General features: G+C 53.1%; 22 protein-coding genes and 1 riboswitch. All 22 genes read right to left on the bottom strand.

Annotation, left to right across the window (positions count from 1 at the left end; genetic code table 11):
• Positions 1-38 precede the first annotated feature (38 nt).
• Positions 39-1,739 carry an alpha-amylase family glycosyl hydrolase gene (locus M3087_RS00235; protein ID WP_249092923.1) on the bottom strand — a complete coding sequence of 567 codons (1,701 nt, stop codon included), beginning with the start codon at positions 1,737-1,739 and terminating at the stop codon, positions 39-41.
• Between the two features lie 108 nt (positions 1,740-1,847).
• Positions 1,848-2,738, bottom strand: a complete 891-nt coding sequence (fabD, locus tag M3087_RS00230; protein WP_106484719.1) for an ACP S-malonyltransferase — start codon at positions 2,736-2,738, stop codon at positions 1,848-1,850.
• A gap of 73 nt (positions 2,739-2,811) precedes the next feature.
• Positions 2,812-3,636, bottom strand: a complete 825-nt coding sequence (gene thiD, locus M3087_RS00225; RefSeq protein ID WP_022386063.1) for a bifunctional hydroxymethylpyrimidine kinase/phosphomethylpyrimidine kinase — start codon at positions 3,634-3,636, stop codon at positions 2,812-2,814.
• Positions 3,637-3,792: 156 nt separating this feature from the next.
• Positions 3,793-5,226, bottom strand: coding sequence for a glycoside hydrolase family 28 protein (locus M3087_RS00220; RefSeq protein WP_249092921.1), 1,434 nt, complete (start codon positions 5,224-5,226; stop codon positions 3,793-3,795).
• 83 nt (positions 5,227-5,309) lie between these two features.
• On the bottom strand, positions 5,310-5,606 hold the full coding sequence (locus tag M3087_RS00215; protein WP_249092920.1) for a hypothetical protein: 297 nt from the start codon (positions 5,604-5,606) through the stop codon (positions 5,310-5,312).
• Positions 5,607-5,650: 44 nt separating this feature from the next.
• Positions 5,651-5,923: a DUF1294 domain-containing protein gene (locus tag M3087_RS00210; RefSeq protein WP_249092918.1), complete on the bottom strand. Its 273-nt coding sequence runs from the start codon at positions 5,921-5,923 to the stop codon at positions 5,651-5,653.
• Positions 5,920-6,318 (bottom strand): FKBP-type peptidyl-prolyl cis-trans isomerase, encoded by a 399-nt coding sequence (locus M3087_RS00205; protein ID WP_022386067.1) that lies wholly within the window; start codon positions 6,316-6,318, stop codon positions 5,920-5,922. Before M3087_RS00205 ends, M3087_RS00210 begins: the two co-directional genes overlap by 4 nt.
• A gap of 239 nt (positions 6,319-6,557) precedes the next feature.
• Positions 6,558-7,922, bottom strand: a complete 1,365-nt coding sequence (locus tag M3087_RS00200; RefSeq protein ID WP_106484723.1) for a sigma-54-dependent transcriptional regulator — start codon at positions 7,920-7,922, stop codon at positions 6,558-6,560.
• Positions 7,923-7,959: 37 nt separating this feature from the next.
• Positions 7,960-10,482 carry a hybrid sensor histidine kinase/response regulator gene (locus M3087_RS00195; RefSeq protein WP_249092916.1) on the bottom strand — a complete coding sequence of 841 codons (2,523 nt, stop codon included), beginning with the start codon at positions 10,480-10,482 and terminating at the stop codon, positions 7,960-7,962.
• Entirely contained in the window at positions 10,466-11,818 is a 1,353-nt protein-coding gene (locus M3087_RS00190) for an MATE family efflux transporter (protein WP_249092914.1), read from the bottom strand. The genes M3087_RS00195 and M3087_RS00190 overlap by 17 nt, the downstream gene beginning before the upstream one ends.
• Positions 11,815-13,056: a M16 family metallopeptidase gene (locus tag M3087_RS00185; RefSeq protein ID WP_249092911.1), complete on the bottom strand. Its 1,242-nt coding sequence runs from the start codon at positions 13,054-13,056 to the stop codon at positions 11,815-11,817. The genes M3087_RS00190 and M3087_RS00185 overlap by 4 nt, the downstream gene beginning before the upstream one ends.
• 6 nt (positions 13,057-13,062) lie before the next feature.
• Positions 13,063-13,893 carry a peptidylprolyl isomerase gene (locus M3087_RS00180; RefSeq protein WP_022386072.1) on the bottom strand — a complete coding sequence of 277 codons (831 nt, stop codon included), beginning with the start codon at positions 13,891-13,893 and terminating at the stop codon, positions 13,063-13,065.
• A 485-nt stretch (positions 13,894-14,378) separates the two neighbouring features.
• Positions 14,379-15,503, bottom strand: a complete 1,125-nt coding sequence (locus M3087_RS00175) for a TlpA disulfide reductase family protein (protein WP_022386074.1) — start codon at positions 15,501-15,503, stop codon at positions 14,379-14,381.
• A 166-nt stretch (positions 15,504-15,669) separates the two neighbouring features.
• Positions 15,670-16,611, bottom strand: coding sequence for a ribose-phosphate pyrophosphokinase (locus M3087_RS00170; protein ID WP_199881906.1), 942 nt, complete (start codon positions 16,609-16,611; stop codon positions 15,670-15,672).
• 165 nt (positions 16,612-16,776) lie between these two features.
• Complete coding sequence (locus M3087_RS00165) at positions 16,777-17,385, bottom strand: thiamine phosphate synthase (RefSeq protein ID WP_022386076.1); 609 nt, start codon at positions 17,383-17,385, stop codon at positions 16,777-16,779.
• A gap of 53 nt (positions 17,386-17,438) precedes the next feature.
• Positions 17,439-18,134, bottom strand: a complete 696-nt coding sequence (locus M3087_RS00160; RefSeq protein WP_249092910.1) for a HesA/MoeB/ThiF family protein — start codon at positions 18,132-18,134, stop codon at positions 17,439-17,441.
• Positions 18,135-18,277: 143 nt separating this feature from the next.
• A complete protein-coding gene (gene thiH / locus M3087_RS00155; RefSeq protein WP_022386078.1) occupies positions 18,278-19,411 on the bottom strand; it encodes a 2-iminoacetate synthase ThiH in 1,134 nt (377 codons plus the stop codon).
• Positions 19,412-19,448: 37 nt separating this feature from the next.
• Entirely contained in the window at positions 19,449-21,149 is a 1,701-nt protein-coding gene (gene thiC, locus M3087_RS00150) for a phosphomethylpyrimidine synthase ThiC (protein WP_022386079.1), read from the bottom strand.
• Positions 21,150-21,213: 64 nt separating this feature from the next.
• Complete coding sequence (locus tag M3087_RS00145; protein ID WP_106484732.1) at positions 21,214-21,990, bottom strand: thiazole synthase; 777 nt, start codon at positions 21,988-21,990, stop codon at positions 21,214-21,216.
• A gap of 27 nt (positions 21,991-22,017) precedes the next feature.
• Positions 22,018-22,638, bottom strand: coding sequence for a thiamine phosphate synthase (locus M3087_RS00140; RefSeq protein ID WP_249092908.1), 621 nt, complete (start codon positions 22,636-22,638; stop codon positions 22,018-22,020).
• Positions 22,639-22,643: 5 nt separating this feature from the next.
• Positions 22,644-22,844, bottom strand: coding sequence for a sulfur carrier protein ThiS (gene thiS / locus M3087_RS00135; RefSeq protein WP_022386082.1), 201 nt, complete (start codon positions 22,842-22,844; stop codon positions 22,644-22,646).
• A 66-nt stretch (positions 22,845-22,910) separates the two neighbouring features.
• Positions 22,911-23,004, bottom strand: a riboswitch (TPP riboswitch).
• Positions 23,005-23,295: 291 nt separating this feature from the next.
• Complete coding sequence (locus tag M3087_RS00130; RefSeq protein ID WP_249092907.1) at positions 23,296-24,867, bottom strand: sodium:solute symporter; 1,572 nt, start codon at positions 24,865-24,867, stop codon at positions 23,296-23,298.
• Between the last annotated feature and the right edge of the window lie 124 nt (positions 24,868-24,991).

Below are 24,991 nucleotides of genomic sequence, written 5' to 3'. Positions count from 1 at the left end.
TTGCAGGTGTCTGATGTGTTGATGAGGACTTTGTCGGGTCAGAACGTGAACTTCAGTATTTTGCCATTAAAGCCCTCGACATCGGTCTGGACAGCATGGTCGGGGAGGAAGTCGATGCGTTCAGCCTTGCCTGTCAGCAGGTCAATGACCTGTTGGTGTTCTCTCGGGGGAATACCCAGGAACTCAAGTGCATGGGCAGGAATATTGATGCCGATATGCGCCGGGATTTCATCGAAGTTGACCACGATGAGCAGCACTTCATTGTCCTTCTTACGCAGGAAAGCATATTGCTTATGCTGGTTGAAGTTCCAGTTCTCATAGTTGACGTACATGAGGTCGAAGAACTGTCCGTCATAGATGCTTTTCTCCTGTTTGCACAGATTCAGCAGGCGGGTATAGAAGTGGTACAGTTCCTTTTCGTCCTTCTCCAGCAACTTTCCGTCAAACTTGTCTTTGTTGCGCCAGCGGGCTATGGTGTCGACGTTCCAATAGTCAAAAATGGTTGTACGTCCGTCGCGGCCGCTGAAACCTTCGCTCTGCATTCCTCTTTCACCGAACTCTTGCCCGAAGTAAATCATTACCGGGTTCGTATTCATGCAGGTGGAGACAATCATACCGGGGCGTCCCTTGCGTCCTGAGCCGGCAAAGAAGTCGGAGGCGAGACGCTGTTCGTCATGGTTCTCCATGAAATTGAGCATGTGGCCGGTAATGCCTTCCAGGCTCTTCCAGCAGTTTGTGATGTCGGAAGCGGATGCATATCCACACGTCACATTGCGTACGGTATCATACAGCCCCACTTTGTCATAAAGGTAATCGAACTGCCCCTTGAAGATGTAGTTGCGGTATTCGTTCGGGTTGTATACTTCGGCAATAAAGACGAGGTCCGGATAAGCAGCCTTGATTTGGGGAATGACCCATCCCCAGAACTCCACGGGGACCATCTCTGCCATGTCGCAACGGAATCCGTCAATGCCTTTCGATGCCCAAAAGAGAAGGATGTCACGCATCTTGTTCCACGTATCCGGAATGGGGTCAAAGTGACAGATGTGTCCGTTACAATAGTCTACCCCGTAGTTCAGTTTGACGGTCTCATACCAGTCGTTCCTGTTGGGACAAGCATCAAAACGATCGTTGCCCGTAGCTTTGGCCGGATTCTCCACATAGGGTTCTTCTGCATCTCCCTTCATGTCAAAGGAGGCGGTCAGGGGAGTGCCCGGAATGTAGTAGAAGTTGTTTTGGGGATCAAATGCCTTTTGGACATCATCGTCCTCTCCGAGGTCCTTTACTCCTTTGGGCTTGCTGTCCGAGTAGTATTGACGTGCCACGTGGTTGGGTACGAAATCGATGAGTGCTTTCAGTCCGGCACGGTGTGTCCGTTCAATCAGATGGGTAAACTCCTTCATGCGGTCAGGCACACTGGTTGCCAGGTCAGGATCTACATCATAATAATCCTTGATGGCGTAGGGTGAACCGGCTTTCCCCTTGACTACGGCAGGATGGTCCGGACGGATGCGGTGGCGTGCATAGCTGGTCTGGGTGGCATGTTCGATGATGCCTGTATACCAGATATGGGTGATTCCTAGCTTCTTAATCTCATTGAGCGCTTTGAGGGTGAAGTCTGCCATCTTGCCACAACCGTTCTCTCTGAGAGTCCCGTTGGGGCAGGTGGGAATCTGCGAATTCCCGAAAAGGCGGGTAAAGACCTGGTAAATGACAATTTTAGATGTGTGAGTGTCCATTGTATTTTGTTGTTTATGTGTTAGTCTATAAATAAACGCAGATTACGGCTTTCCCTTATTGGTTGGCGTAATCTGCGTTCATTGTAACGTTCCTGGAGTTCAGGAGTATCAGGCAATGCCGTGTGCGTTGGCGTCTTTGTCAATCTTCTTTATTAAGCCCTGAAGCACTGCACCCGGTCCGCATTCGGTGAATTCATCTGCGCCGTCGGCAATCATGTTTTTGACGGTTTGTGTCCAGCGGACGGAAGCGGTCAATTGTGCGACCAGATTTGCTTTGATTTCTTCGGGAGAGGTGTGGGGCAGAGCGTCCACATTCTGGTAAACCGGGCATTTGGGCTGATGGAATTCAGTAGCACGGATAGCAGCTTCCAACTCGATTTTGGCAGGATTCATCAGCGGAGAGTGGAAGGCACCGCCCACTTTCAGCGGAAGGGCACGTTTGGCACCGGCAGCCTTCATCAGTTCACATGCCTTGTTGATGCCTTCGATGGAACCGGAGATGACCACTTGTCCCGGGCAGTTATAGTTGGCGGCAACGACAACTTCGCCGGTCTCTTTGGTAACTTGCGTACAGATTTCCTCTACTTTCTCATCCGGAAGGGCAATGATGGCAGCCATGGTGGAAGGAGCGGCTTCACAAGCTTTCTGCATGGCCATTGCACGTGCATAGACGAGTTTCAGACCGTCTTCGAAAGACAAGGCGCCGGCAGCAACCAGCGCAGAGAACTCACCCAGTGAGTGACCGGCTGTCATTTCAGGCTTGAATGCGTCTCCCATACAGAGTGCAGAGATGACGGAATGCAGGAATACCGCAGGCTGGGTTACCTTGGTCTGACGGAGGTCTTCGTCCGTTCCTTCGAACATGATGTCCGTGATGCGGTAACCGAGAATATCATTGGCTTTTTCAAACAATTCCTTGGCGAGCGGGTTGTTTTCATAAAGATCTTTACCCATACCTACGAATTGTGCTCCCTGTCCGGGAAATACAAATGCTTTCATATTGATATAATGTTTAAATGATTTTCTTAATTTGACGGCGCAAAGGTAGGCATTTTGCCTGTTTCTGCAAGGTCTATTCTTTTATTTTCATGGGAATAGGGGCAAAGAAATGATTCAACGGTCCGTGTCCACTGCCTATTTCGATGTCTTTTCCCTTTCTGATTCCTTCCCGGACGTAGGTTTTGGCTCCGTCTACGGCTTCCGGCAATGAACGGCCCTGTGCCAGTAACGTGGCAATGGCGGAGGAAAGGCTGCAACCGGTGCCATGGGTATTCCGGCTTTCAACTTTCGTGGCGGAATAGAGCCGGGGGGCTGTCCTTCCTACCATGAGCAGTACATCGACCATTTGATTTCCTCCCAGATGTCCTCCTTTGAGCAAGACTGCCTTGCAGCCGAACTTGAGCAGTTCCTTGGCTGCCTGTTGCATGTCACTGACTGTTGAGAGCTGTTTGCCACAGAGCACTTCGGCTTCTTGTAGGTTGGGAGTGATGACGTCTGCCAGGGGCATCAACTCCTCGGTAATGAGCCGGATGGCATCATCTTCTATGAGTTTGTGTCCGCTGGTTGAGACCATGACCGGGTCAAACACCACATGGCGGGGATGATAGAACTTCAGGGATTCTACAATGGCACGAATGACGGCTGTGTCGTTGACCATACCGATTTTGATTGCTTCGGGATGGATATCTTCCATGACGGCGGCAATCTGTCCTTTGACAATCTCTGCCGGGACCGGGTGGATGGCACGTACGCCACATGTGTTCTGCACGGTGATGGCCGTGATGGCTGTAGCGGCATAACTTCCCAGTGCTGAGATGGTCTTCAGGTCAGCCTGGATACCGGCACCTCCACTACAATCGCTGCCGGCAATACTGAGTACGGGAATGTAATGTTTCATAATTAAGGTGGTATTTTAACGGTTAATGAAAGCACAGCCACAGATTGTTCCGTGTTGCAGGGGCTGCGTCCGGGGATAAGTCACGGCTCTTGTCTGTGAATCTCCTTTCTTCTGTGGCTGTGCCTGTATGGTTGGTTGACGGATGAAGGAGCTTTATCAGAATACTTCAAAATCTCCTTTGGCATCCGATTTTACTTTCTTCACGGTCTTACCATTGATTTTCAAGTTGTCGAACCGGATATCATGGTATTTCCCGGTCATCTTGTTCCCTTTTGAGGAGACGTTGTTGAACTCGCAGTCCTTGACATGGATGTTGTAGATGTTGTCATCCTCGTCCAGTCCGTTGATCAGGATTCCGAATTTGCTCTTGTTGCACGTGATGTTCTCCAGGTTGACATTCCGTACGACGGGCGGGAAGCTGCGGTCGCACTTCTCCTTGTTCTCATATTGCAGGTTGATGCGCATGACTGCTTCGTTGCATACGCCTACTTGAATATTGCGTACGAAGATGTTCTCAATGATGCCTCCGCGGCAGTTGCTGGTCTTGATGCGTACCACGCGGTCGAGTAACGGACTGTCCATTTCACAGTCTTCCACATACAGGTTGCGGTAACCGCCCGAGATTTCGCTGCCGATGACTACACCGCCGTGACCGTTGCGCATCTTGCAGTTACGGACTACGATGTTCTCACTGGGAGCGGCCCAACGACGTCCGTCGGCATTACGACCGGACTTGATGGCGATGCAGTCGTCGCCCGTGTTGAACGAGCAACCCTCAATCAAGACGTTCTGACAGGATTCGGGGTCACAACCGTCGTTGTTGGGGCCCAATCCGTCAATGGTCACGTTGCGTACAATCAGGTTGTTGCAGAACAGCGGATGAATCACCCAGAACGGAGAGTTCTTCAAGGTGACGCCTTCGATGAGAACGGCATTGCAGCGGTAGAAGTTCACCAGTTGGGGGCGAAGGGCGTCTTCCGGTGTCATGACGCGTCGGTCAATGGGAGCAAACGTTTCCGCCAGTCCGAACAGACGGTCGCGTCCGCCCATCAGCTGGGTGCGTTTGCCCTCTTTGGCAAAACGGCCGCCTTTCATGTACCACCAGGCATCGGCGGAGCCTTGTCCGTCGACTGTTCCCTTGCCGGTCAGGGCGATATTGGTCTCGCCGTATGCATAAATCAACGGATGTGCATTGTAGCAGTCAACTCCTTCCCAACGGGTAATCACGGCGGGGAAGTAATAAGACTGGTCGGTCGTAAACTTTAAGGTCGCCCCTTCTTCCAGATGAAGATTGACATTGCTCTTCAGCGTGATGGGACCTGTGTAGAAGTCACCCTTGGGGACAATGACGGTACCGCCACCTGCCTGGTTGCATGCGAGGATAGCCAGGTTGATGGCTTCATGATTCAGTTTGTCAGGATTATTGGCAATGGCTCCAAAGTCGGTGACAAGGAACGTACGATCCGGGAACTGTGTACGTTTGATGTTCTGCACGATTTGCTCTGCCTGTTGGAATGCTTCCTCCATCGTCTGGGAGAAGGCACTGCATACGGCCAGGAGCATGGAAAGTAATAGGGTTGTCTTTTTCATAATATGATTTGTGATGAATTCTTCGCAAATATAAACGTTTCGAAGAAGGTGGCAAAATGTGTTTTGGTAAAACCATTTCTCAATTAGGATTTTGCGTACACCGGAATCAGCAAGTCTTCGTCGGGCCAATGGGGCAGGTAGAAGAGGGGACGAGACGTGCCACCGATGCCGGTCCATTCGATGCGGCGGACCTGGTTCACGTCAGGAGCACCGAAGTCGAATGAACGTCCATAGAGCAAGATGGCACCCCGGCTGTCGTCTGCCTTCCAGAATCCTCCGCCATAAGGGCAAGTCTCATCGAAGTCCAGCAGGTCGCGGTGCATATAGACGTGCCCGAATCTCAGCACGCCGTCTTGGTTGATAATGAATTTCTGATACATAATCGTTTGGATGAATGGATAACCGTGTGTGAAACGTCGGACCGTCATACAAGGCAGTATGTCAGGACCAGCTGCAAGAGGAGGATGAGCGGAATGCCATACTTGAACTTCTTGTGAAGGGTCTTGTGGTGCCATACCCGCATGCCGCACCATGCACCGATGCTTCCTCCGCAGGCTGCAAGCAGGAGCAGCGAGGACTCAGGGATGCGCCATCGTCCTTTGCGTGCTTTCCACTTGTCGATGCCATAGATGATGAAGGTGAGGATGTTGAGGCTGAGCAGGCAAATCAGCAGGATGGAGACGTAACTCATGCTCATGCGATGCCCAGCAGTTCAATCTCGAATATGAGTGTCGACCCTCCGGGGATGCCGGGCTGTGAGAATCTGCCATACCCCATTTCCGCCGGGATATACACTTCCCATTTGTCCCCTACACACATTTGCTGCAGGGCGATAATCCATCCGTCTATCAAGTCGCAGAGACGGATGGCTAGCGGTGCACCTCCGCGGCTGCTGTCAAACTGTTTGCCGTCGATGGTCTTTCCGGTGTAATGTGCGGTAATGATACTGCGGGGAGAAGGGTGGCGTCCGTCCTGCTTGCCTTCAGCCAATACTTTATAATAGATGCCTTTGGGCAGTGCTTTGACGCCCTCTTCTTGTGCTTTGGTTGCCAACCATGCTTGGTTGGACTGTGCGTATGCTCCTTTACTCATGATGGGTCAATGTTTGTCTTTCTGTTCAGGAGTCTGTCGGAAGACTCCGGTTCGTGATATCGCAGGCAAAGGTACATGTATGGGACGTATGTTGCAAGAGACCTCTTCAAAGATAGGGATAGATGTGAACGAAGGCAGGCTTATACAGACCAAAGTATGATACTTAGACCCCCTAAGTATAATACTTAGCCTACCTAAGTATAATACTTTGGTCCCGTTAAGCGGCGGTTTAATCTTTCTTATGCCTGCAGATTGTATAGCTTCAGCTTGTTATAAAGTGTTTTCCGGTCAATGCCCAGCAGGATGGCGGCTTTGCTCTTGTTGTTGTTTGTCTGACGCAGTGCATCCAGTATTTGCCGTTTTTCCATTTCCTCGTTATGCAGCGCCAGTGAAGGAGTGGCTTGTGAGCTGACCGGTTCTATCAGGTCCTGTCCGATTTCACGAAGTGTGATGAAGTCGCCCTGCGCCAGCAAGGTGGCACGTTTCACCAGGTTGCGCAGCTGACGCAGGTTGCCCGGCCACGAGTAACGTTGCAAGGCAGCCATGGTGGGAGCATCAAAGCCGACGAGATGGCGGTCCAGCTCCCGGTTGGCTTGGTCCAGGAAGAAGTTGGCAAAGAGCAGGATGTCTTCTTGGCGGTCCTTGAGTGCCGGCATGCGTAGGGTAAACTCATTGATACGGTGGTAAAGGTCTTCCCGGAAAGTACCCTTTTCGATGGCTTGTTCCAGGTTCTCGTTGGTGGCACTGACCACCCGTACATCGACTTCAATCTCTTTGGTCGACCCGACAGGGCGGATGCGGCGCTCCTGTAACGCACGCAGCAGCTGCACCTGCACGTCGTAGCCCAGGTTACCGATTTCGTCGAGGAACAAGGTGCCGCCGTTGGCTTCGACAAAAGCTCCGGTCTTGTCGGTCACGGCACCGGTGAACGAGCCTTTCACGTGTCCGAAGAACTCAGAGGCTGCCAGTTCCTTGGGGATGGAACCGCAGTCGATGGCGATGAAGGGTTTGTCCGCCCGTTTGCTCAGTTGGTGGATGTGATGGGCTACGTACTCTTTGCCCGTTCCGCTGGCTCCGTTGATGAGCACGGACATCTGTGTCGGAGCGACCAGGCGGACATAATTGTAGAGTTGGTGTGCGGCTTCACTTTCTCCTTCCAAGTAGTTCTGGGGGTCTGTATAGATGGAGTTTGAAGTGGGCTTGGCTGTCGGTGCGGGGGTAGGGCTGCTGACGGCGGACGTGCCGTTGCGCAGGGCTTCCTCGATTTTCTTCAGCAGTTCATCCGGTTGCACCGGTTTGGAGATGTAGTCGAATGCACCACATTTCATGGCTTGTACGGCGGTCTGTATGTCCGCATAGCCGGTCATGATGATGAGCGGACACCCGATGCCCTGCTTATGCATCCAGTTCAGTAAGGCAATGCCATCTTCATCCGGAAGTCTCAGGTCGGACAGGATGACGTCATAGTGGTTGTCGGTCAGTTCGCGGCGGGCACGTGTGATGTTGCTTACCGTGTCTACTTGAAACCCCTTTTTGCCGAGCCAGGTCTTCAGCATCAATGAGAATGTAAGGTCATCTTCTACTATAAGGATGGATGTTGACATTGTTCTTTGTTCTTTTTGTAAGCAAAGGTAGGTGTTTCTAGTGTCTGTGCTGTGCTTCTTTAATTATTTTTTCCATTTGAAGTAACACAATGTTGATTTTTTGTGCGACGGATGCCGTGACTTCTTCATACGGTTCCCTCTCCAGTTCTTTCAGGATGGGCACGCACTCCTTGGCCTCAATCATGGTAAACAGAGGCAACAGCTTGTGGGCGATGGACCGGATGGCCTGGCAGTCGCCTGCTTTGACTGCTTCTTCCAGTCGTGCCTTGTTCTGCCGGGTTTCCTCGATGAACGACCGGATAATCTCGTCGGAGGCTTCAGCGTCGTCTTCCGAGAAGGCTGTCAGCGCAGCAAAGTTGAACGAACCGTCGTCTGTCCGGAGCAGGGTGGTAGCCGATGGAGTGGGCAGGGAGATGGCTGCCAGTGTCCATCCGGTCTGCTGCTCGATGAGCCGGATGACTTCTTTCTTACTGTAAGGCTTGTGCAGGCATCCCGAGAAGCCTTCGGCTATGAATTGCTGTTCATCAATCTCACTGCGGGCAGTCAGGGCAATGACCGGGATGCGCCGGGCTTGTTCACAGGGCAGCCGGCGCAGCTCTTTCAGCAGTTCGAACCCGTTGAGTCCCGGCATCTGGATGTCGGTGAACAGCAGGTCGTACGTGTTCTTTTCCAACTGTTGGAACAGGACGTCGGGGCTTTCACAGCAGTGGACTTCCAGTTGGGGATGGTGCAGCATGGCTTTGGTCAGGTCCAGCTGTATGCGGTCGTCATCGATGAAGAGCAGGCGTATCTGTTGCCCGTCGGGCAGGGGAACCTTGGGGCGTACGGTGGCAGCCGGAACCTTTTCTTCAGCAGCTTTCGGGGACGTATCGCCTGCAGCCAGGTGAAGGGGCAGGCTGACGGTGAACCGGCTGCCTTGTCCCGGATGGCTGTCTACCCGGATGTCTCCGTTCATCAGGACAATCAGCCGTTGGGTGATGGCCAGTCCGAGTCCGAAGCCCTCCTGGCCTTGTGCGTTCTGGAGTCGGGTGAACTCCTCGAACATGTGCTTCTGCTCTTCCATGGAGATGCCGCTGCCTGTGTCTGTCACCGAAAAGTGGAAGCGGGCATCCCGCAACTCAATGTGGAGGGTGATGCTGCCTTGCCGGGTAAACTTGAGGGCGTTTGACAACAGGTTGTCGGCAACCTGCCGGATGCGGAAGGGGTCTCCCATGTAAAAACGGTTCAGCCGCTCGTCTCCTTCAAACCGCAGTTGCAGGTTCTTCTTGTTCGCCAGCGGTTCGAAGCTGGTATAGATGGTCTGGAACAATTCATAGGGGTTGAACGGAATCTGGTTCACTTCCATCTTGTGTGATTCCAGCTTGTGGTAGTCGAGCAGGGAGCTGACAAGGTCAAGCAGGTGTCGGGCGGAACTTTTCATGTTCTGCAAGTAGAAGCGTTGGCGTTCCTCTTTCAGCAGACGGGTCAACAGGTCGATATAGCCCAGGATAGAGCCGACGGGAGCCTTGATGTCATGTGTGATGGTCAGCATCAGCTTCTCGCGAGCCATCAGCAGGCCTTCTGCACGGCGTTTGGATTTTTCCAGTTCCTGACGGTAATGGTTGCTGCGCAGGATATCCCGTTCGATGAAGAACAGGAAGACAACCACCAGGATGATGGCCATGATGGCGACAATGGCAATGGTGTGTACGGACTTGGAACGTACGTTCTGTTCCAGTTGCAGCCGTTGGTTGATGAGTGCCTGTTCTTCCTGTTCGAAGGCCTGCAGAATCTGGTTCATGCGTAGGCTCAAGTCCCATCCGGTCCGTTTGAAGCTGTTTATCTTTTCCTGGACGTTGCCTTGTACGTGCAGGATGCTGTCGCTCACCTGGGTCTGGATGGTCCGCAGGATGGTGGCTACGGTGTCGGCAGGATTATAGGCATTGACCAGTGTGTCGGTCACCAGTTCGCGTTGTGTGTTGGTGACCAGTGTGGAGTCCTCCTTGGGAGGCACGAAGACTTCCGCCAGCCGCTTGAAGAATCCCGGACGTTTCTGCTTGACCACGTAGGATTTCTCGCGGACGACGACCTTCTGCTGTATTTTCTTGGGGCGGGGGACAGTCAGGGTGTCCTGCCGCTGGATGATACGCTCGATCTTCTGCTGGTAGATTTGACCGGTGTTGGCTTCGTTCATTGCCTGCAGCAGGTTGTACATGTTCCATTCCTTTCGCTTCAGCAGGAATACAATCGTGTCCAGTCGGTTTGCCTGTATCTCGTCGCTCTGGATAGCCTGAAGGTCCTCGATGGCTTGGCGTGAACTGTCCAGTGCACACTGGTAGCGGCGGAACTCGCTTTGCTGTCCGGCACTGACCGACTGACCGATGACTTCCGCCTGGTAGAGCTGGCTCAGTACCCGATAGGTGATGCGGCGCTGTTCGTTCAGCTTGTCTTCATAGGTCTCGCTTTCAGTCAGTATGTTCATCTTCTGATAAATGTAGTTGACCGAGTAGACCAGCAGCAGGATGAGCAGGACATAGCCGATGATGACCTTCAGTTGCGTCGCTTTATAGTTGGTGGACATAGTTGGTTCGTGTTTGCTGACGGAAGCGGAGGTAGAAGGCAATGCCGGCACTGGTCAGACCGATCGGAAAGCCCATCCATATTCCGACTGTGCCCCAGTCCAGGAGGAATCCGAAGATGTAGCTTGTCGGCAACGAGAGGATGATGTAGGCGACAAAGGCGATGTACATCATGGGCTTGACGTCCGCCAGTCCACGAAGGGCGTTGGCAAAGGCAATTTGCAGACCGTCGCCAAACTGATAGGCGAGCATGGGGATGACCAGGACGGCAACCAGCTGTCTGACTTCCTCGCTGTCCGTATACCAGCTGCCCAGCTGATGACGGATGCAGAAAACAATGGTGCACAGGAACAGTCCCCACACCAGAATGAGGTGGAAGCCGGCGTATGCCGAACGTCGCAGGTTGGGCATGTCTTCCTGTCCGCGGAAGTAGCTCACACGGACGGCGATGGCTGCCCCCATGCCATAATAAATCATGAAGCACAGGGTGGTGATGGTATTCATGATCTGGTGGGCTGCCAGAGGAGTCTCGCCCAGCCATCCCAGCATGATGGCGCACAGGCTGAACGAGGCGGTCTCCATGCCCATCTGTAGGGCAATGGGCCAGCCCAGTTTGTTGAGCAGCCTGAAGTCTGCCCGGTTGGCATACGAGCGTCGGAATCCTCTCAGGAAGGTCTTGTATCTGGGTGATAAAAAGAAGATTCCGATAAATACGACCAGCATCATCAGGCGTGCAAAGAGCGTGGAGAGTCCGCCACCGAGCAATCCCAGTTCCGGGAATCCGAACGTACCATAGATGAGCAGGTAGTTCCCGACGATGTTGAGCACATTGCCTCCCAAGAGAATCCACATGGGAGTCTGTGTGTCGGTGATTCCGTCGGCAAATTGCTTGAAGGCATTGAAAAGCATGATGAGGGGAAGCGAAGCCCAGAGAATCAGGTAATAGGGCTTGATGAAAGGCAAGAGTTCTTCCGGCTGTCCCAACTTGTCGAGGTTGAGATAAAGGATTCCCATAACGATGCACAGGAATACGGCTATCAGCAGATTGGCGAGCAGGCTGTTTTTCAGTTTGCCTCCCGCCTCTTCCTCTTCGCCACGACCGTAGAGCGCCCCGACAATGGGCGTGAGTCCGTAGGAGAAACCCAATCCGAAGATGATGGCGAGGTTGAACAGCGTATTCACAAAGCCGGCTGCCGAAAGTTCCGCAGCACTGTGGTGCCCGATCATCATGGTGTCGGCGAATCCCAGGATGATGGTGCCCAACTGTCCGACCATGATGGGGACCCCGAGATAGATAAGTTCTTTGTAGTGTCGTTTGTAGCTGATGGGTTGGTTCATTTGGCTTCTGCGTTATAATAGAGCGTGCAACTGTTTTCGGGAATGAATGTTTCCTGAGCGACCCGTTGCAGTTGCTGGGCTGTCACATTGCGATACTTGCGTACCTCATCGTTGAGGTCTTCCGCGCGGCTGAGCATCTCGAAATAGGCAAGATTCGTTGCCACGTTCAGGTAGTTGATGTTGCCGAAGATTTGTTCCGCTTCATAGCGGTTCTTCACTTTGTCCAGTTCATGCTGGTCAGTCGGCGTACGCTTGATTTCTTCCAGTTCCTCCCAGACGGCCCTTTCCACATCCTGAAGGGTGTAGCCCGGGGCAGGCTTTCCGATGATGTGGAAGAGTCCGGCATCCAGGCTGCCCGAGATGTAGGCATCGATGCTGGAGCAGATGCGCCGTTCGACGACCAGCCGACGGATGAGGCGGCTCGATTTGCCGTTCGACAGGATGTCGGACAACATGTCAAAGGCGTAATAGTCCGGATGCAGGCGGTCGCACATGTGGAAACACAGATAGAGGGCATCGACAGGGACGGGACGTGTCACTTCCAGCCTTCGCGCTTCCGTCTGACGGGGTTCCTGCGGCAGGTTACGTACGGGGACTTGCCGTGCCGGAATCGGTCCGAACCACTTTTCAGCCAACTGTAACGTCTCGTCAAACGAAACATTGCCGGTGACAGCGAGTATCGCATTGTTGGGTGCGTAGTAGTGGAAGAAAAAGTCTTTCACCTCTTCCAGCGTAGCCCCGGCGATGTGGCTGATGTCTTTTCCGATGGTCGGCCATTGATACGGGTGGACCTTGTAGGCAAGGCTGCGTACGAGGTGGGAGGTGTCTCCGTAGGGCTGGTTCAGGTTCCGCTGTTTGAACTCTTCGATGACGACTTGCCGCTGTACCTCCAGACTTCTCGGGTTGAAGTCCAGGCTGAGCATGCGGTCGGACTCCAGCCAGAAGGCAACCTCGATGTTGTGTGCCGGGAGGGTCAGGTAATAGTTCGTGATGTCGTTGTTCGTCCACGCATTGTTCTCTCCGCCTGCATTTTGCAGGGGAGTGTCATAGTTGGGAATGTGGACGGACCCGCCGAACATCAGGTGTTCAAACAGATGGGCAAAGCCCGTGTGGTCCGGAGCCTCATCACGGGCACCCACCTTGTAGAGGAGATTGAGTGCAGCCATTTGCGTACTTTTGTCCTCGCTATGCACGACAGTCAATCCATTGGGTAGCGTGTATTTATTGATAGCAATCACTTCCGGTTACTCTTCTACGGTTACTTTTTTGATAATGACATTTTCTACCGGACGGTCAGCTCGTCCCGTTTTCACGTTCTGGATGGCATCGACTACGTCCATACCTTCGATGACTTCGCCGAACACCGTGTATTGTCCGTCCAGATGGGGAGCTCCTCCTACGGTCGTATAGGCTTTCTTCTGTTCATCCGTGAAGCGGAACATGTGTGCCAGGACTTCTGCTTTAGCCTGTTCAAACACTTCATCTTCCAGCTTCTTCAGTCCGATGGTATCATTCGTCTTGCGCATCATGAAAATCTCTTTCATGTGTTGGCGTGCCAGGCGGTCGAAGGTCGCTTGCAGTTTCTGCTGGTTCAGTTGGGTCTCCAGTCCGTCCAGTTCCGCTTCTGAAAATTTCTTTCCGGTGACGATATAGAACTGGCAACCTGAAGATTCTTGTTTCGGATTGACGTCGTCTCCCATGCGTGCAGCAGCGAGTACTCCGCGGCGGTGGAAGTATTTCGGATAGACGAACTCGGCAGGGATGGTGTATCCCGTATCACCGGACCCCAGAGTGGCAGTATCTGACGCATTCTTTGATTTGGGGTCTCCGGCCTGTACCATAAAGTCTTTGATGACGCGATGAAAGAGGGTGCCGTCATAGAATCCTTCTTTGGCAAGTTTCACGATGTTATCACGATGTTTGGGGGTATCGTCGAACAGACGCAGGCGGATGTCCCCCATACTGGTCTCTAATAAAAGTACAGTTCCTTCCATATTCTTTTTGTTTTTATTTCCGCAGGCAATAAAGCTGCAGAGTGTCAAGATGCAAAAGATGCTTATAAATGTTTTTTTCATATTGATTCCTTCTTTTAGGCTTCGCAAAGATACATGATTAATCTCGTATTTATGCTCTGTGAGTTGCAAGGGCTGTAAAAAATGTGGAGAATACTTTTGTTGGACCGGGCGACCAGACCGGTCGCCCCTACATTTCACATTGCCCCCAATCAGGTGAAGGTCTGGGCGGCCGCGATACTGGAGGGCGTGGAGGCGGATACAGGAATAAAAAAAGAATTCTAGCTCATCCCGATTTTCCTCTTCGGGCAAGGTAATCCGATGACCACGGCATGGGACTCCCGGTTCCACGGCTTGGGACTCCCGGTTCCAAAGCTTGGGACTTCCAGTTCCACGGCTTGGGACTCCCAGTTCCACGGCTTGGGACTCTCAGTTCCAAAGCCTGGGACTTTAAACCCAAATGTCTTTATAACTTGATGCAAAGAAAAAAAGAGGATGCCGGACGGACCGACACCCTCTTTACTTATAGGAAATTTGTTGGGTAAAGCTTATTTCAGCAGTTCGCTCAACTTATTGGTCAAATCTTCACCACGAAGGTTCTTTGCCAGGATCGTGCCGTCTTGACCAATCAGGACGGTAGCGGGGATAGCGCGAACGTTGTACAGTTTGGCGCCTTCACATTGCCATCCTTTCAAGTCAGACATTTGTTCCCAAGTGATGCCCAGTTCTTTGATAGCCTTCTTCCAAGCCTCTGCATCATTGTCCAAGGAAACACCTACGATGCCAAAACCTTTGCTCTTGAAGTTCTTGTAGTCATTTACCACGTTCGGCATTTCGGCGCGGCAGGGACCACACCAGCTTGCCCAGAAGTCAACCAAAGTCACTTTGTTCTTGGCTACGACATCAGACAGCTTGAGGTCTTTTCCGTCAGGGGTCTTCATGGCGAAGTCGATGAACTTCTGTCCGACAGCAGTCTTCTTCTCGGCTTCAATCATGCTCTTGATATTTTGGATAGCTTCTGTGTTGGCATAGTTGGCAGGAAGCTGACCGATGAGAGCTTCTTGCTCTTCCGTTGTGAATTCAGAATATGCCTGAGTGAAGAAGGTATAACCCAGGATGTTTGTGATGTTCGTCTGGATGAATGACTTGTAGAGGTTGGAAGTCTCCTCGCCAATCTTTCTGCGGAGTTCCATGAACTCAGCCATCTTGGCGTTGCGGTCTTCTTCGCTCAATGTGGTGTCCTGGAGAGCCATGTAGGCAGCTTTGGCAGGAGCGCTGATGCTGTCGTTCTTGTGCATGAAGTCGCCCAGCAGGTCGTTGTGGGTTGTACCGCTGATGAGGTCACCCTCTGCTGTACATTTGATATTGATGTTACCGTTCTCAAGAACGAAAGTTACACCATTGTAAGGTCTCTCTTCGCCTTTATTGAAGAAACCGATGTTGAGGATTTCAGTAGAGTCAGCTTTCCCTTCAAAGACGAACTGTTTGTTTTGTACCTCCACGGTATCCATGTAAACCATGTTTCTGCCCTCTTGTTTGAAGAGGATGGCCAGAGTACTGTCTTTGATGGAAGCTCCTTCGTCAATCGTACCTGTAATTTTATAACCGCTCGGCTGAGATTGACAGGCAGCGAGGATAGCTGCGCTAGCTAATAAATAAGTAAGTTTTTTCATATTAAATGATTTGTTTTTTAAGAGATGCGATAAAGGTAGATATTCTTTTCTATCTGCAAAAGAATCTTATGTAATATTTTGGTAATATTAAATCAAAAACGTTGCCCATTCATACTTTTGAAGAAAGGGCAACGCTTGTATTAATTGGAATTTTCCGTACAAAGTGTTACGGCATAATGTATTGCGAGCTGATGGATTCGTTGGCCATCACGCGACGTATCGTTTCGGCAAACATGTCGGCAATGGACAACTGACGCACCTTGGCACAGCGGTTGGAGTAGGGGATACTGTCAGTAAATACCAACTCCTCCAGCATGGAGTTTTGCACGCGTTCGGATGCCGGACCTGACATGACGCAGTGGGTGGCGATGGCACGTACGGAACGGGCTCCGGCTTCACGCATGATGTCGGCAGCCTTGGTAATGGTTCCGGCGGTATCGACCATGTCGTCAATCAGGATGACGTTCTTGTCCTGTACATCGCCGATGATTTGCATGGTGGCAACTTCATTGGCCTTTTCGCGGGTCTTGTGACAAAGCACCAAGGGTACAGCCAGGTATTTGGAATAAGTGCTGGCACGCTTCGAACCACCGACGTCGGGAGTAGCAATCACGAGGTCATCAAGCTTCAATGACTGGATGTAGGGGACAAAGACCGTTGAAGCATAGAGGTGGTCTACGGGTACATCGAAGAAGCCTTGAATCTGGTCTGCATGCAAGTCCATCGTAATCAGACGGTCAATGCCCGCAACGCTCAACAGATCGGCAACCAGTTTTGCACCGATGGATACACGGGGCTTGTCTTTTCTGTCCTGACGGGCCCAACCGAAGTAGGGGATGACAGCGATGATGCTTTTGGCAGAAGCTCGTTTGGCAGCATCAATCATCAGGAGAAGTTCCATCAGATTGTCCGAGTTGGGGAACGTTGACTGCACTAGGAATACGTGGCGGCCACGTATGGATTCCTCATAGGAAACGGCAAACTCACCATCCGCAAAGTGGGTGATGTTCATGTTTCCCAGTTCACATCCTAAACTGTTGCAAATCTTTTCTGCAAGGTATCTCGAATTTGTACCGGAGAATACCATAAAAGGTGCTTTTTCGCTCATGATTTTTACAATAGAGTTTATCTATTCGTTTTTAATTTTTTGCAAAGGTATGAATTTCTTCCTTACTTGCCGGGCAATACCTTTAGTTTTTTTGGTTCTTGTCTTGTGGCATGTTATCCTGTGTCCGGGCTGATTGACCGTTGAATGGCTGTCCTTTGGCTGTTGTTATTCCGCCAGTTTTTTCAGTTTCTTGAAGTGGTCGATGATGCTTTTATAGCTGACGGTGTTGAATGAGTCGAAGCGGTTCCAGATGTCTCCCAATACGGCTGCACCTCCAAACCCCAGCTCCTTGACGTGGCGTATGTTGTTGGACTGGATGCCGCCCAGGGCAATCACCTTGCGGTCTATGATTCCGGTTTTGGATGCTTGCATGAGTTGTGAGCCGGAATAGGCCGAGCTGTAGTTGTTCTTGGAAATGCTGTCGAAAATCGGACTGAGAAAGACATAGTCACAGAGGACCTTGCGGCGTTTTACGTCGTCGATGGAATGGCATGAACAGCTGATGTGTCCTTTATAGGAAGCCGGTATTTCCGGATTACGGTGGTTCAGGTGGATACCCAATAGATTGAATTCTTCCGTCAGGTAGAAATGGTCATGGACGACAATACGTTTGTGGTATTGTTCGGGGATGAGTGTCAGCAGACGCTCTGCATAGATAGGCTCTGTTCCCGGTTTGCGCAGGTGCAGGTAGTCCAGGCCTTCTTCAAACAGGGCGGTGATGATCTGGTCTTCCTCGGTGAAGAATGTCGGGGTAGTTATGACTATAAGTTTCATTCTGGTTCCAATTTTCCGCAAAAGTAGTAACATCTGTTCTAAGTGCGAACAGTTTAGAGCAAAATAATGTTTGATTGCATCGTTCTTAAATCAATCGTCCACAGTTTGCCGATGAGGGGTTCGCCAAATCCCGTGATGATTTTGAGGGCCTCGCATGCCTCTACGCAGCCTACTACGCCGGGGGTAACGCCCATGACTCCCTTGGGTGGAGCGGGCATGGAGAGCATCTCTTCTTCATCGGGATAGAGGGTCCGGTAGTTGACTGGATGCTCCGGATGGTTGAAGACGGCGACTTGTCCGTCGAAGGCGCGGATGCTGCCATAGACATAGATTTTTCCCAGCCGGACACAGGCGTCGTTGATGAGATAACGGGTGGCAAAGTTGTCGCATCCGTCGATGACCAGGTCATAGGGAGCGATGAGGCTGTCCGCATTTTCGGCTGTGAGTCGGTAAGGATAGGTCTGGATATGGACTTCGCTGTTGAGCCGCTCCAGGCGTTGCCGGGCTTGTTCGGCCTTTGATAGTCCCAGTTCGTCTTCGGCATAGAGTACTTGCCGTTGCAGGTTGCTGCGGTCGACCACGTCGTCATCGACCAGTCCCAGTGTACCGATGCCGGCGCCGGTAAGATAGAGGGCGATGGGAGAGCCCAGTCCGCCTACTCCGACGAGCAGCACTTTGGCACGACGGATTTTCTCCTGTCCTGCGTCTCCGATTTCGGGGAGCATGGTTTGTCGGTTATATCGGTCCATGTTGAGTATATATATAAGGTGGGTGAATAAGTATAAACGGGGGGAATTGTCCAATGACAGGATGGCACGGACGGTTTCATGCTTTCCGGGGAGGGGAAGCTTCCGTTCGTCCGTGCCATCGGTGTCAGGGGTATTGCAAGGAATTATCTTCCGGCAGCTCTTGTCGCATCAAAGCTGGCGTCCCAATCTTTCCAGACTGGTTCGCGTCCCAGACGTTGGAGTGCCTTCCATACTTCGACAGCCTTACGTTCGTCGCTGACGTGGAACTGTTCCAAGGTCTGCGGGTAGCTGTAGTATCCACCCGGTTCCGTCTTGCTCTCGGCGCTCATGGTGGTCACGCCCAGCGTAGCCATGTGGTCACGGAACTCTGCGCTCTCGCGAGTGGAATAGGAGATATCCACGTCGTGGTCAAAAATGCGCATGGCAAAAGTCAACTGTGCCAGTTCGCGGTCGCTCATGATGACGTTGGGTTGGAAGCCTCCATTTTCCGAAGGACGCATACGCGGGAAGTTGACACTGTACTTGGTCTTCCAGTAATGCTTCTGCAGGTAGCGCAGGTGATAGGCCATCATGGTGACGTCGGTGCGCCAGTCTTCCAGACCGATGAGGACGCCCATGCCGATGGAGTGCACTCCAGCCTGTCCCATGCGGTCAAAGCCGTTTACACGCCATTCGAAGTTGGATTTCATGCCACGGGGATGGTAAATCTTGTAGTTTGCCTTGTTGTACGTCTCCTGGAAGCAGATGACCCCGTTCAGTCCGTGATGGGTCAGCTCCTCATACTCCTCGGCGCTCAGCGGCATCACCTCAATCTTCAGGTTGCTGAAGTAGGGCTTTGCCAGGTCGAGCGCACGGGCAATGTAGGGTACACCTGCCTTGGCTGGATTCTCTCCGGTCACGATCAGCAGGTTCTCGAAGGGGGCAAGCTTCTTGATGGCCTTGTATTCGTTGACCATCTCCTCCTCGGTGAGGATGGTACGCTTCATCGGGTTGCTGGCATGGAAGCCGCAATAGATGCACGAGTTGGTGCACGAGTTGGTGATGTAGAGCGGTACGAACATCGAGATGGTCTTGCCGAAGCGCTCCAAGGTATATTTCTGGCTCAGGCGGGCCATGGTCTCCAGATAGGGTTCTGCCGCCGGCGAAATCAGAGCCATGAAGTCTTCCACGTCACAGTGTTCTTTACTCAAGGCTCGGCGTACGTCGGCGTCAGTCTTTGAAAGGATTTTCTTCGTGGTCTCATCCCACGAAATCTTTTCCAGTTCATCACTAAACATGATTCTTGCTTTTCTATTGATTGTTATAGTCGGTTACTCATTCTTTCTTGACACCTTTCAGGTCGCGGCTGAGCTTCATGGCACAGAAGTTCGGACCGCACATGGTGCAGTATTCTCCGTCGGCATGACCGCCTGCGTTGAAGTATTCCAAGGCACGGTCGGGGTCAAGGCTCAGGTGGAACTGGTCGCGCCAGCGGAACTCATACCGTGCCTTCGACAAGGCGTTGTCCCGTATCTGTGCGCCGGGATGTCCCTTGGCAAGGTCTGCGGCATGGGCAGCAATCTTGTAGGTGATTACTCCGGTACGTACGTCTTCGCGGTTGGGGAGTCCCAGGTGTTCTTTCGGAGTCACGTAGCAGAGCATCGCAGTTCCCAGCCAGCCGATTTGGGCAGCTCCGATGGCGGACGTGATGTGGTCGTATCCCGGAGCGATGTCGGTCACGAGCGGCCCGAGGGTGTAGAACGGCGCGTTGTGGCAGTGGGTGATCTGACGCTCCATGTTCTCCTGAATCTTGTGCAAGGGCACGTGGCCGGGACCTTCGATGAATGCCTGTACGTTCTTGTCCCAGGCACGGGTGACCAGTTCGCCCATGGTGTCGAGCTCGGCAAACTGTGCCTCATCGTTGGCGTCGGCGATGGAGCCGGGACGCAGACCGTCGCCCAGGGAGATGGCTACGTCGTAGCGGGCGAGGATGTCGCAGATGTCGTCGAAGTGTTCGTAAAGGAAGCTCTCGCGATTGTGTGTCGTGCACCACTTGCTCATGATGCTGCCGCCACGGCTGACGATACCGCACAGGCGCTTGTCTGCCAGGTGTACATTCTTCAGGCGGATGCCGGCATGAATGGTGAAGTAGTCCACTCCCTGCTCGCACTGCTCGATGAGTGTGTCGCGGTAAATCTCCCACGTCAGGTCTTCCACCTTGCCGTCTACCTTCTCCAATGCCTGGTAGATGGGCACGGTGCCTACCGGGACGGGGCAGTTGCGTATAATCCATTCGCGTGTCTCGTGGATGTTGGCTCCCGTGGAGAGGTCCATCAGGGTGTCGCCTCCCCACTTGCAGCTCCAGACAGCCTTGTCGACTTCCTCGTCGATGCTCGAGGTGGTGGCGGAGTTGCCGATGTTGGTATTGATTTTCACGAGGAACTTGCGGCCGATAATCATCGGTTCGCTTTCCGGGTGGTTGATGTTGGCAGGCAGCACGGCACGTCCGGCGGCAATCTCCTGACGGACGAATTCCGGTGTGATGTAGGTGTCGATGCCCAGCTCCTTGCAGTTCATGTTCTCGCGGATGGCGACGTACTCCATTTCCGGGGTGATGATGCCTTGTTTGGCGTAATACATCTGCGTGCAGCACTTGCCTTCTTTGGCGCGGTAGGGCAGGGCGATGTGTTCGAAGCGCAGGTGGTCGAGGCTGTGGTCGTCCCGGCGCATCTTCCCGTACTCGGACGTGATGGAGTCGAGCTGCTCGACATCGCCGCGTCCGGTAATCCAGCTTTCACGCATACGGGGAAGGCCTTTCTTCAGGTCGATTTCCACATTGGGGTCGCTGAAGGGGCCGCTGGTGTCATAAACGTACACCGGAGCATTGGGGGTGACGATACGTTCGCCGTTGACAACTTCTACGGTCGGCGCGAGGTTCACCTTCTGCATGCCTACACGGACGAAAGGATACATGGTCCCTTGCATATAGGCTTTCTCTGCATGTGCGTATGCTTTGTTTTCTGTCTTCTTTTCCATGATAGTGTCTATTTATATAAGGTGTATAAGTAGTTCCTATTGGTAGTGGGTTGGGATGGATGAATCAGTTGTTCAGGAAGGCTGTCAGGGGAGAGCTGGCGGACGCTTCCAGTGTGTTGCCTACGCTGCCCAGTCCGGCTTCATAGGCACGGCGTCCGGCGATGACGGCTTCCTTGAAGGCTGTTGCCATCTCAACAGGGTTGCCGGCAACGGCAATGGCAGTGTTGACCAGGCAGGCCGATGCACCCATCTCCATGGCTTCGGCTGCATGGCTGGGAGCGCCGATGCCTGCATCCACGACGACGGGGACACCCGCCTGCTCGATGATGATGCGGATGAAGTCTTTCGTCTGCAGTCCCTTGTTGGTCCCTATGGGGGCAGCCAGCGGCATGACGGTAGCGGCACCGGCTTCTTCCAGCTGACGGCAGAGGACGGGGTCTGCCTGGCAGTAGGGCAGTACGACGAAGCCCATCTTCACCAGTTTCTCCGTTGCCTTCAGTGTCTCGACGGAGTCGGGGAGGAGGTAGCGCGGGTCAGGATGGATTTCCAGCTTCAGCCAGTTGGTGCCGAAGGCCTCGCGTGCCATCTGTGCGGCGAAAACGGCTTCCTCGGCATCCCGCACGCCTGACGTGTTCGGCAGGAGCTGGATGTGCGGATGACGGATGTGCTTCAGCATGTCGTCTTCCTTGTTGTCCAGTTCGATGCGCTTCATGGCTACGGTCACCATTTCGGTGCCGGAAGCAAGGATGGCTTGTTCCATCAGTTCGTTGGAGTTGAATTTACCGGTTCCCAGGAACAGACGTGAGTCAAACTCACGTCCGGCTATGATTAATTTTTCCATAATGTTATGATGAATTTGTGATTAAGATTAGACATTGATTCGGACGATGCGCGCCACCTCAGCCACCGGGTCGGCAGCACGGAGGATGGACCCCGACAGGGCGATGCCTTGTACACCGGTCTGCATGATGGCGGGGATGTCGTCGTAGGTGATGCCCCCGATGGCAACCACCGGCAGCCAGATGCCGCTTTCCCTCATCTGACGGATGATGTCGCGGTAGCCTTCCAGTCCCAGCACCGGGCTGAGATTCTTTTTGGTGGTCGTGAAGCGGAAGGGACCGCACCCGATGTAGTCGGCTCCGGCGCGGTGATGGTTGCGTACGTCGTCAAACGTGTTGGCAGTCCCGCCAATCAGGTATTCTTCACCCAGCAGCTGCCGGGCTTCGGCAATGGGCATGTCGTTCTTTCCCAGGTGGACACCGTCGGCATGGATTTCCTTCACCAGCTCCACGTGGTCATCGATGATGAAGGTGGCTTCGTGCTGGCGGCACAGTTCCTGCACCTGGAGGGCCGTTGCCTTCAGTTCGTCAGCGGACGCGTCCTTCATGCGCAGCTGGACCCACTTGCAACCGCCTTCGAGCGCGATGCGGGCAGAGTCAAGGTAGGAATACTGTTCGGTGAAATGAGTGATGAATTGTAAGGGCAGCATCGTCGTTATCCTCCACAGGCAGCTTTAATGATTACAACATGCGCTTCGGCGGGAATCTCTGTCGCGTTCCATTCCGTACGCGGAATCATCTTGTTGTTGACTGCCAAGGCTACACCTTGTCCGGGAAGTTCGAGTTGGGCTGCCAGTGCATCCACATGGATGTGTTCGGCAACCTCGTGCTCTTTGTTGTTTACATAGATTTTCATAAGCCTGTATTTAAATGGGTTCGGGAAACAAAGAGAGTTGCCGGGGAAGGCAAATGGGAGAGAAGAGTTGGATTCCGTAACAATCCCTTCGGCGGTACTAACCGCATCAGGTTCGTAGGGTATGATCTCAGCCCGCCAGTGGGCACCCCTTTGTTTGTTCGGGGGCAAAAGTAATAATAAAGCCGGAAAAGCATGTTTATTTCTTGGAATTTCTTTCGTGATTTTGCGACCATGCCGGGCTGTGACCTCTGTCATCTGCGGCTTCCGGCAGGCTTTCAGGCTCGTCTTTGTACGTCAGAGACTTGATACATGTGGCGGATAGATGGACCAAAGTATAATACTTAGCCTGCCTAAGTATTATACTTAGACCCCCTAAGTATTATACTTTGGTCTGTCTATCCCCTGCCTTCATGCGATACGGGCAGGGGATGTATGTGATGGGAACGGGGGCTTAGTGTCCGTTGAAGAAGATGTAGAGGGCAATCATGACTGCAATCAGTGCCGCCCACAGGAATACGACCGACTTGGCAGGCTTGCCCAGCTTGCCATAGTCCAGCTTGTTGCCTTCGGGTTTCTTGTCGAGCAGGCTGATGATGGTCATGCCCACACAGATGGCGACAAACAGGTCAAACGACAGCATCATGAAGTGAGGCCAGATGCCGGGATACTCTTCCGCCGGGAATACCCACAGGTAGAGGATGCCCACCAGGATGCTGAAGGCTGTTCCGAAGGTCAGCGCAAAGTTGGCGGCACGGGTGGTGGCACGCTTCCAGAAGACGCCGAAGAGGAACACGGCGGACATCGGGGGAGCGATGAAGCCGAGGACCGACTGGAAGATGTTGAACAGGTCCAGTCCCTTGATGCTGTCAATCGCCACACAGATGATGATGGAGATGATGGAGCCGGCGACCGTCACCACACGTCCCACACTGATAATCTCCCGGGTGGAGGCATTCGGACGGTACTTCTTCAGGTAGATGTCGATGGTGAACACCGTGCTCAGGGCATTCAGTGCCGAGCCGACCGTGCTGACCAGGGCAGCCGTCAGTACGGCCATCACCAGTCCGACCATGCCGATGGGGAAGAGGTTGGTGACCATGGTCATGTAGGCTTCGTCCGGGTTCTGGAGGGTGGGGAACAGGGCGAAGCAGATGATGCCGGGGATGATGTAGAGGGGCACGTCGAGAATCTTTAGCCAGCCCGTCAGGTTGGCACCCAGCTGGCCCTGTTTGAGGCTCTTGGCAGCCAGCACCGGCTGGACCATCGACTGGTCCGTACACCAGAACCACACGCCCATGACCGGATAGCCCAGGAGGATGGGCAGCCACGGGAAGGCGGGGTCATCGTTGGGGCGGAACAGGTTCCAGTAGTCCGCAGGGACGGCGGCGGCAAGCCCTTCGGGACCGCCGACTTTCACCAGTCCGACGCCCGTCAGGATGGCGGAGACAACGATGAGCAGCACCATCTGGAACACGTTGGTATACGCCACCGCCTTCAGACCTCCGGCAATGGTGAAGAATGCCGAGATGAGCAGCAGGATCAGGGCGGACTGCCACATGGGGATTTCGAATATCTGACGGATGAGGATGCCGCCGGCAAAGAGCGTCAGGGCAAGCCATGAGATGAGGATGGTCACGATGGTGTACCATGCCAGGATGTTGCGGGTGGACTGACCGAAGCGGCGTCCCATGAATTCCGGGAGGGTGGTCACCTTGGCTCCCAGGTAGCGGGGAGCGAACACGAAGGCAAGCAGGCAGATGAACACGAAGGCATACCAGGCGTAGTTGCCCGAGACGACACCGGTCGTGAAGCCTGCGCTGGCTGAAGCTATCAGCATCGAAGGGCCGACATTGGTGCCCCACATGGAGAAGCCGATGTGATGCCAGCTCAGGGAGTGGTCCGCCATGAACAGGCTGCTGTCCTTCTTACGCTTCATGCTTGCCCAGATGCCGATGGCCATCAGGATGACGAAGTAGGCAGCCAGGATGACCCAGTCGAGGGGCTCGAGAAATCTTGCACTCATAATGTTTGTATCAGATAAAAGGTTAGTAATTCAGTGTTCGCATGCCCGGCTCCTCCGTTGGCAGGAGAAGCCGGGCGGATGCGAAACTTGAGTCAGTAAATCAAAAGTTCAAAAAGTGATGTGG

The sequence above is a fragment of the Mediterranea sp. ET5 genome (assembly GCF_023337025.1).
GTDB lineage: Bacteria > Bacteroidota > Bacteroidia > Bacteroidales > Bacteroidaceae > Phocaeicola_A.
This window is presented reverse-complemented; position numbering and strand designations above follow the sequence as displayed.

What these genes read in the sequence shown, in the direction of transcription:
- fabD (WP_106484719.1), bottom strand. Translation starts at nt 2,738, where the DNA reads ATGAAAGCATTTGTATTTCCCGGACAGGGAGCACAATTCGTAGGTATG.
- M3087_RS00195 (WP_249092916.1), bottom strand. Translation starts at nt 10,482, where the DNA reads ATGTCCACCAACTATAAAGCGACGCAACTGAAGGTCATCATCGGCTAT.
- M3087_RS00190 (WP_249092914.1), bottom strand. Translation starts at nt 11,818, where the DNA reads ATGAACCAACCCATCAGCTACAAACGACACTACAAAGAACTTATCTAT.
- M3087_RS00130 (WP_249092907.1), bottom strand. Translation starts at nt 24,867, where the DNA reads ATGAGTGCAAGATTTCTCGAGCCCCTCGACTGGGTCATCCTGGCTGCC.
- M3087_RS00165 (WP_022386076.1), bottom strand. Translation starts at nt 17,385, where the DNA reads ATGAAACTTATAGTCATAACTACCCCGACATTCTTCACCGAGGAAGAC.
- M3087_RS00175 (WP_022386074.1), bottom strand. Translation starts at nt 15,503, where the DNA reads ATGAAAAAACTTACTTATTTATTAGCTAGCGCAGCTATCCTCGCTGCC.
- thiD (WP_022386063.1), bottom strand. Translation starts at nt 3,636, where the DNA reads ATGAAACATTACATTCCCGTACTCAGTATTGCCGGCAGCGATTGTAGT.
- thiH (WP_022386078.1), bottom strand. Translation starts at nt 19,411, where the DNA reads ATGTTTAGTGATGAACTGGAAAAGATTTCGTGGGATGAGACCACGAAG.
- M3087_RS00220 (WP_249092921.1), bottom strand. Translation starts at nt 5,226, where the DNA reads ATGAAAAAGACAACCCTATTACTTTCCATGCTCCTGGCCGTATGCAGT.
- M3087_RS00160 (WP_249092910.1), bottom strand. Translation starts at nt 18,134, where the DNA reads ATGGACCGATATAACCGACAAACCATGCTCCCCGAAATCGGAGACGCA.
- M3087_RS00210 (WP_249092918.1), bottom strand. Translation starts at nt 5,923, where the DNA reads ATGAGCATGAGTTACGTCTCCATCCTGCTGATTTGCCTGCTCAGCCTC.
- M3087_RS00180 (WP_022386072.1), bottom strand. Translation starts at nt 13,893, where the DNA reads ATGAAAAAAACATTTATAAGCATCTTTTGCATCTTGACACTCTGCAGC.
- M3087_RS00200 (WP_106484723.1), bottom strand. Translation starts at nt 7,922, where the DNA reads ATGTCAACATCCATCCTTATAGTAGAAGATGACCTTACATTCTCATTG.
- thiS (WP_022386082.1), bottom strand. Translation starts at nt 22,844, where the DNA reads ATGAAAATCTATGTAAACAACAAAGAGCACGAGGTTGCCGAACACATC.
- M3087_RS00215 (WP_249092920.1), bottom strand. Translation starts at nt 5,606, where the DNA reads ATGTATCAGAAATTCATTATCAACCAAGACGGCGTGCTGAGATTCGGG.
- M3087_RS00205 (WP_022386067.1), bottom strand. Translation starts at nt 6,318, where the DNA reads ATGAGTAAAGGAGCATACGCACAGTCCAACCAAGCATGGTTGGCAACC.
- M3087_RS00145 (WP_106484732.1), bottom strand. Translation starts at nt 21,990, where the DNA reads ATGGAAAAATTAATCATAGCCGGACGTGAGTTTGACTCACGTCTGTTC.
- M3087_RS00235 (WP_249092923.1), bottom strand. Translation starts at nt 1,739, where the DNA reads ATGGACACTCACACATCTAAAATTGTCATTTACCAGGTCTTTACCCGC.
- thiC (WP_022386079.1), bottom strand. Translation starts at nt 21,149, where the DNA reads ATGGAAAAGAAGACAGAAAACAAAGCATACGCACATGCAGAGAAAGCC.
- M3087_RS00170 (WP_199881906.1), bottom strand. Translation starts at nt 16,611, where the DNA reads ATGAGCGAAAAAGCACCTTTTATGGTATTCTCCGGTACAAATTCGAGA.
- M3087_RS00140 (WP_249092908.1), bottom strand. Translation starts at nt 22,638, where the DNA reads ATGCTGCCCTTACAATTCATCACTCATTTCACCGAACAGTATTCCTAC.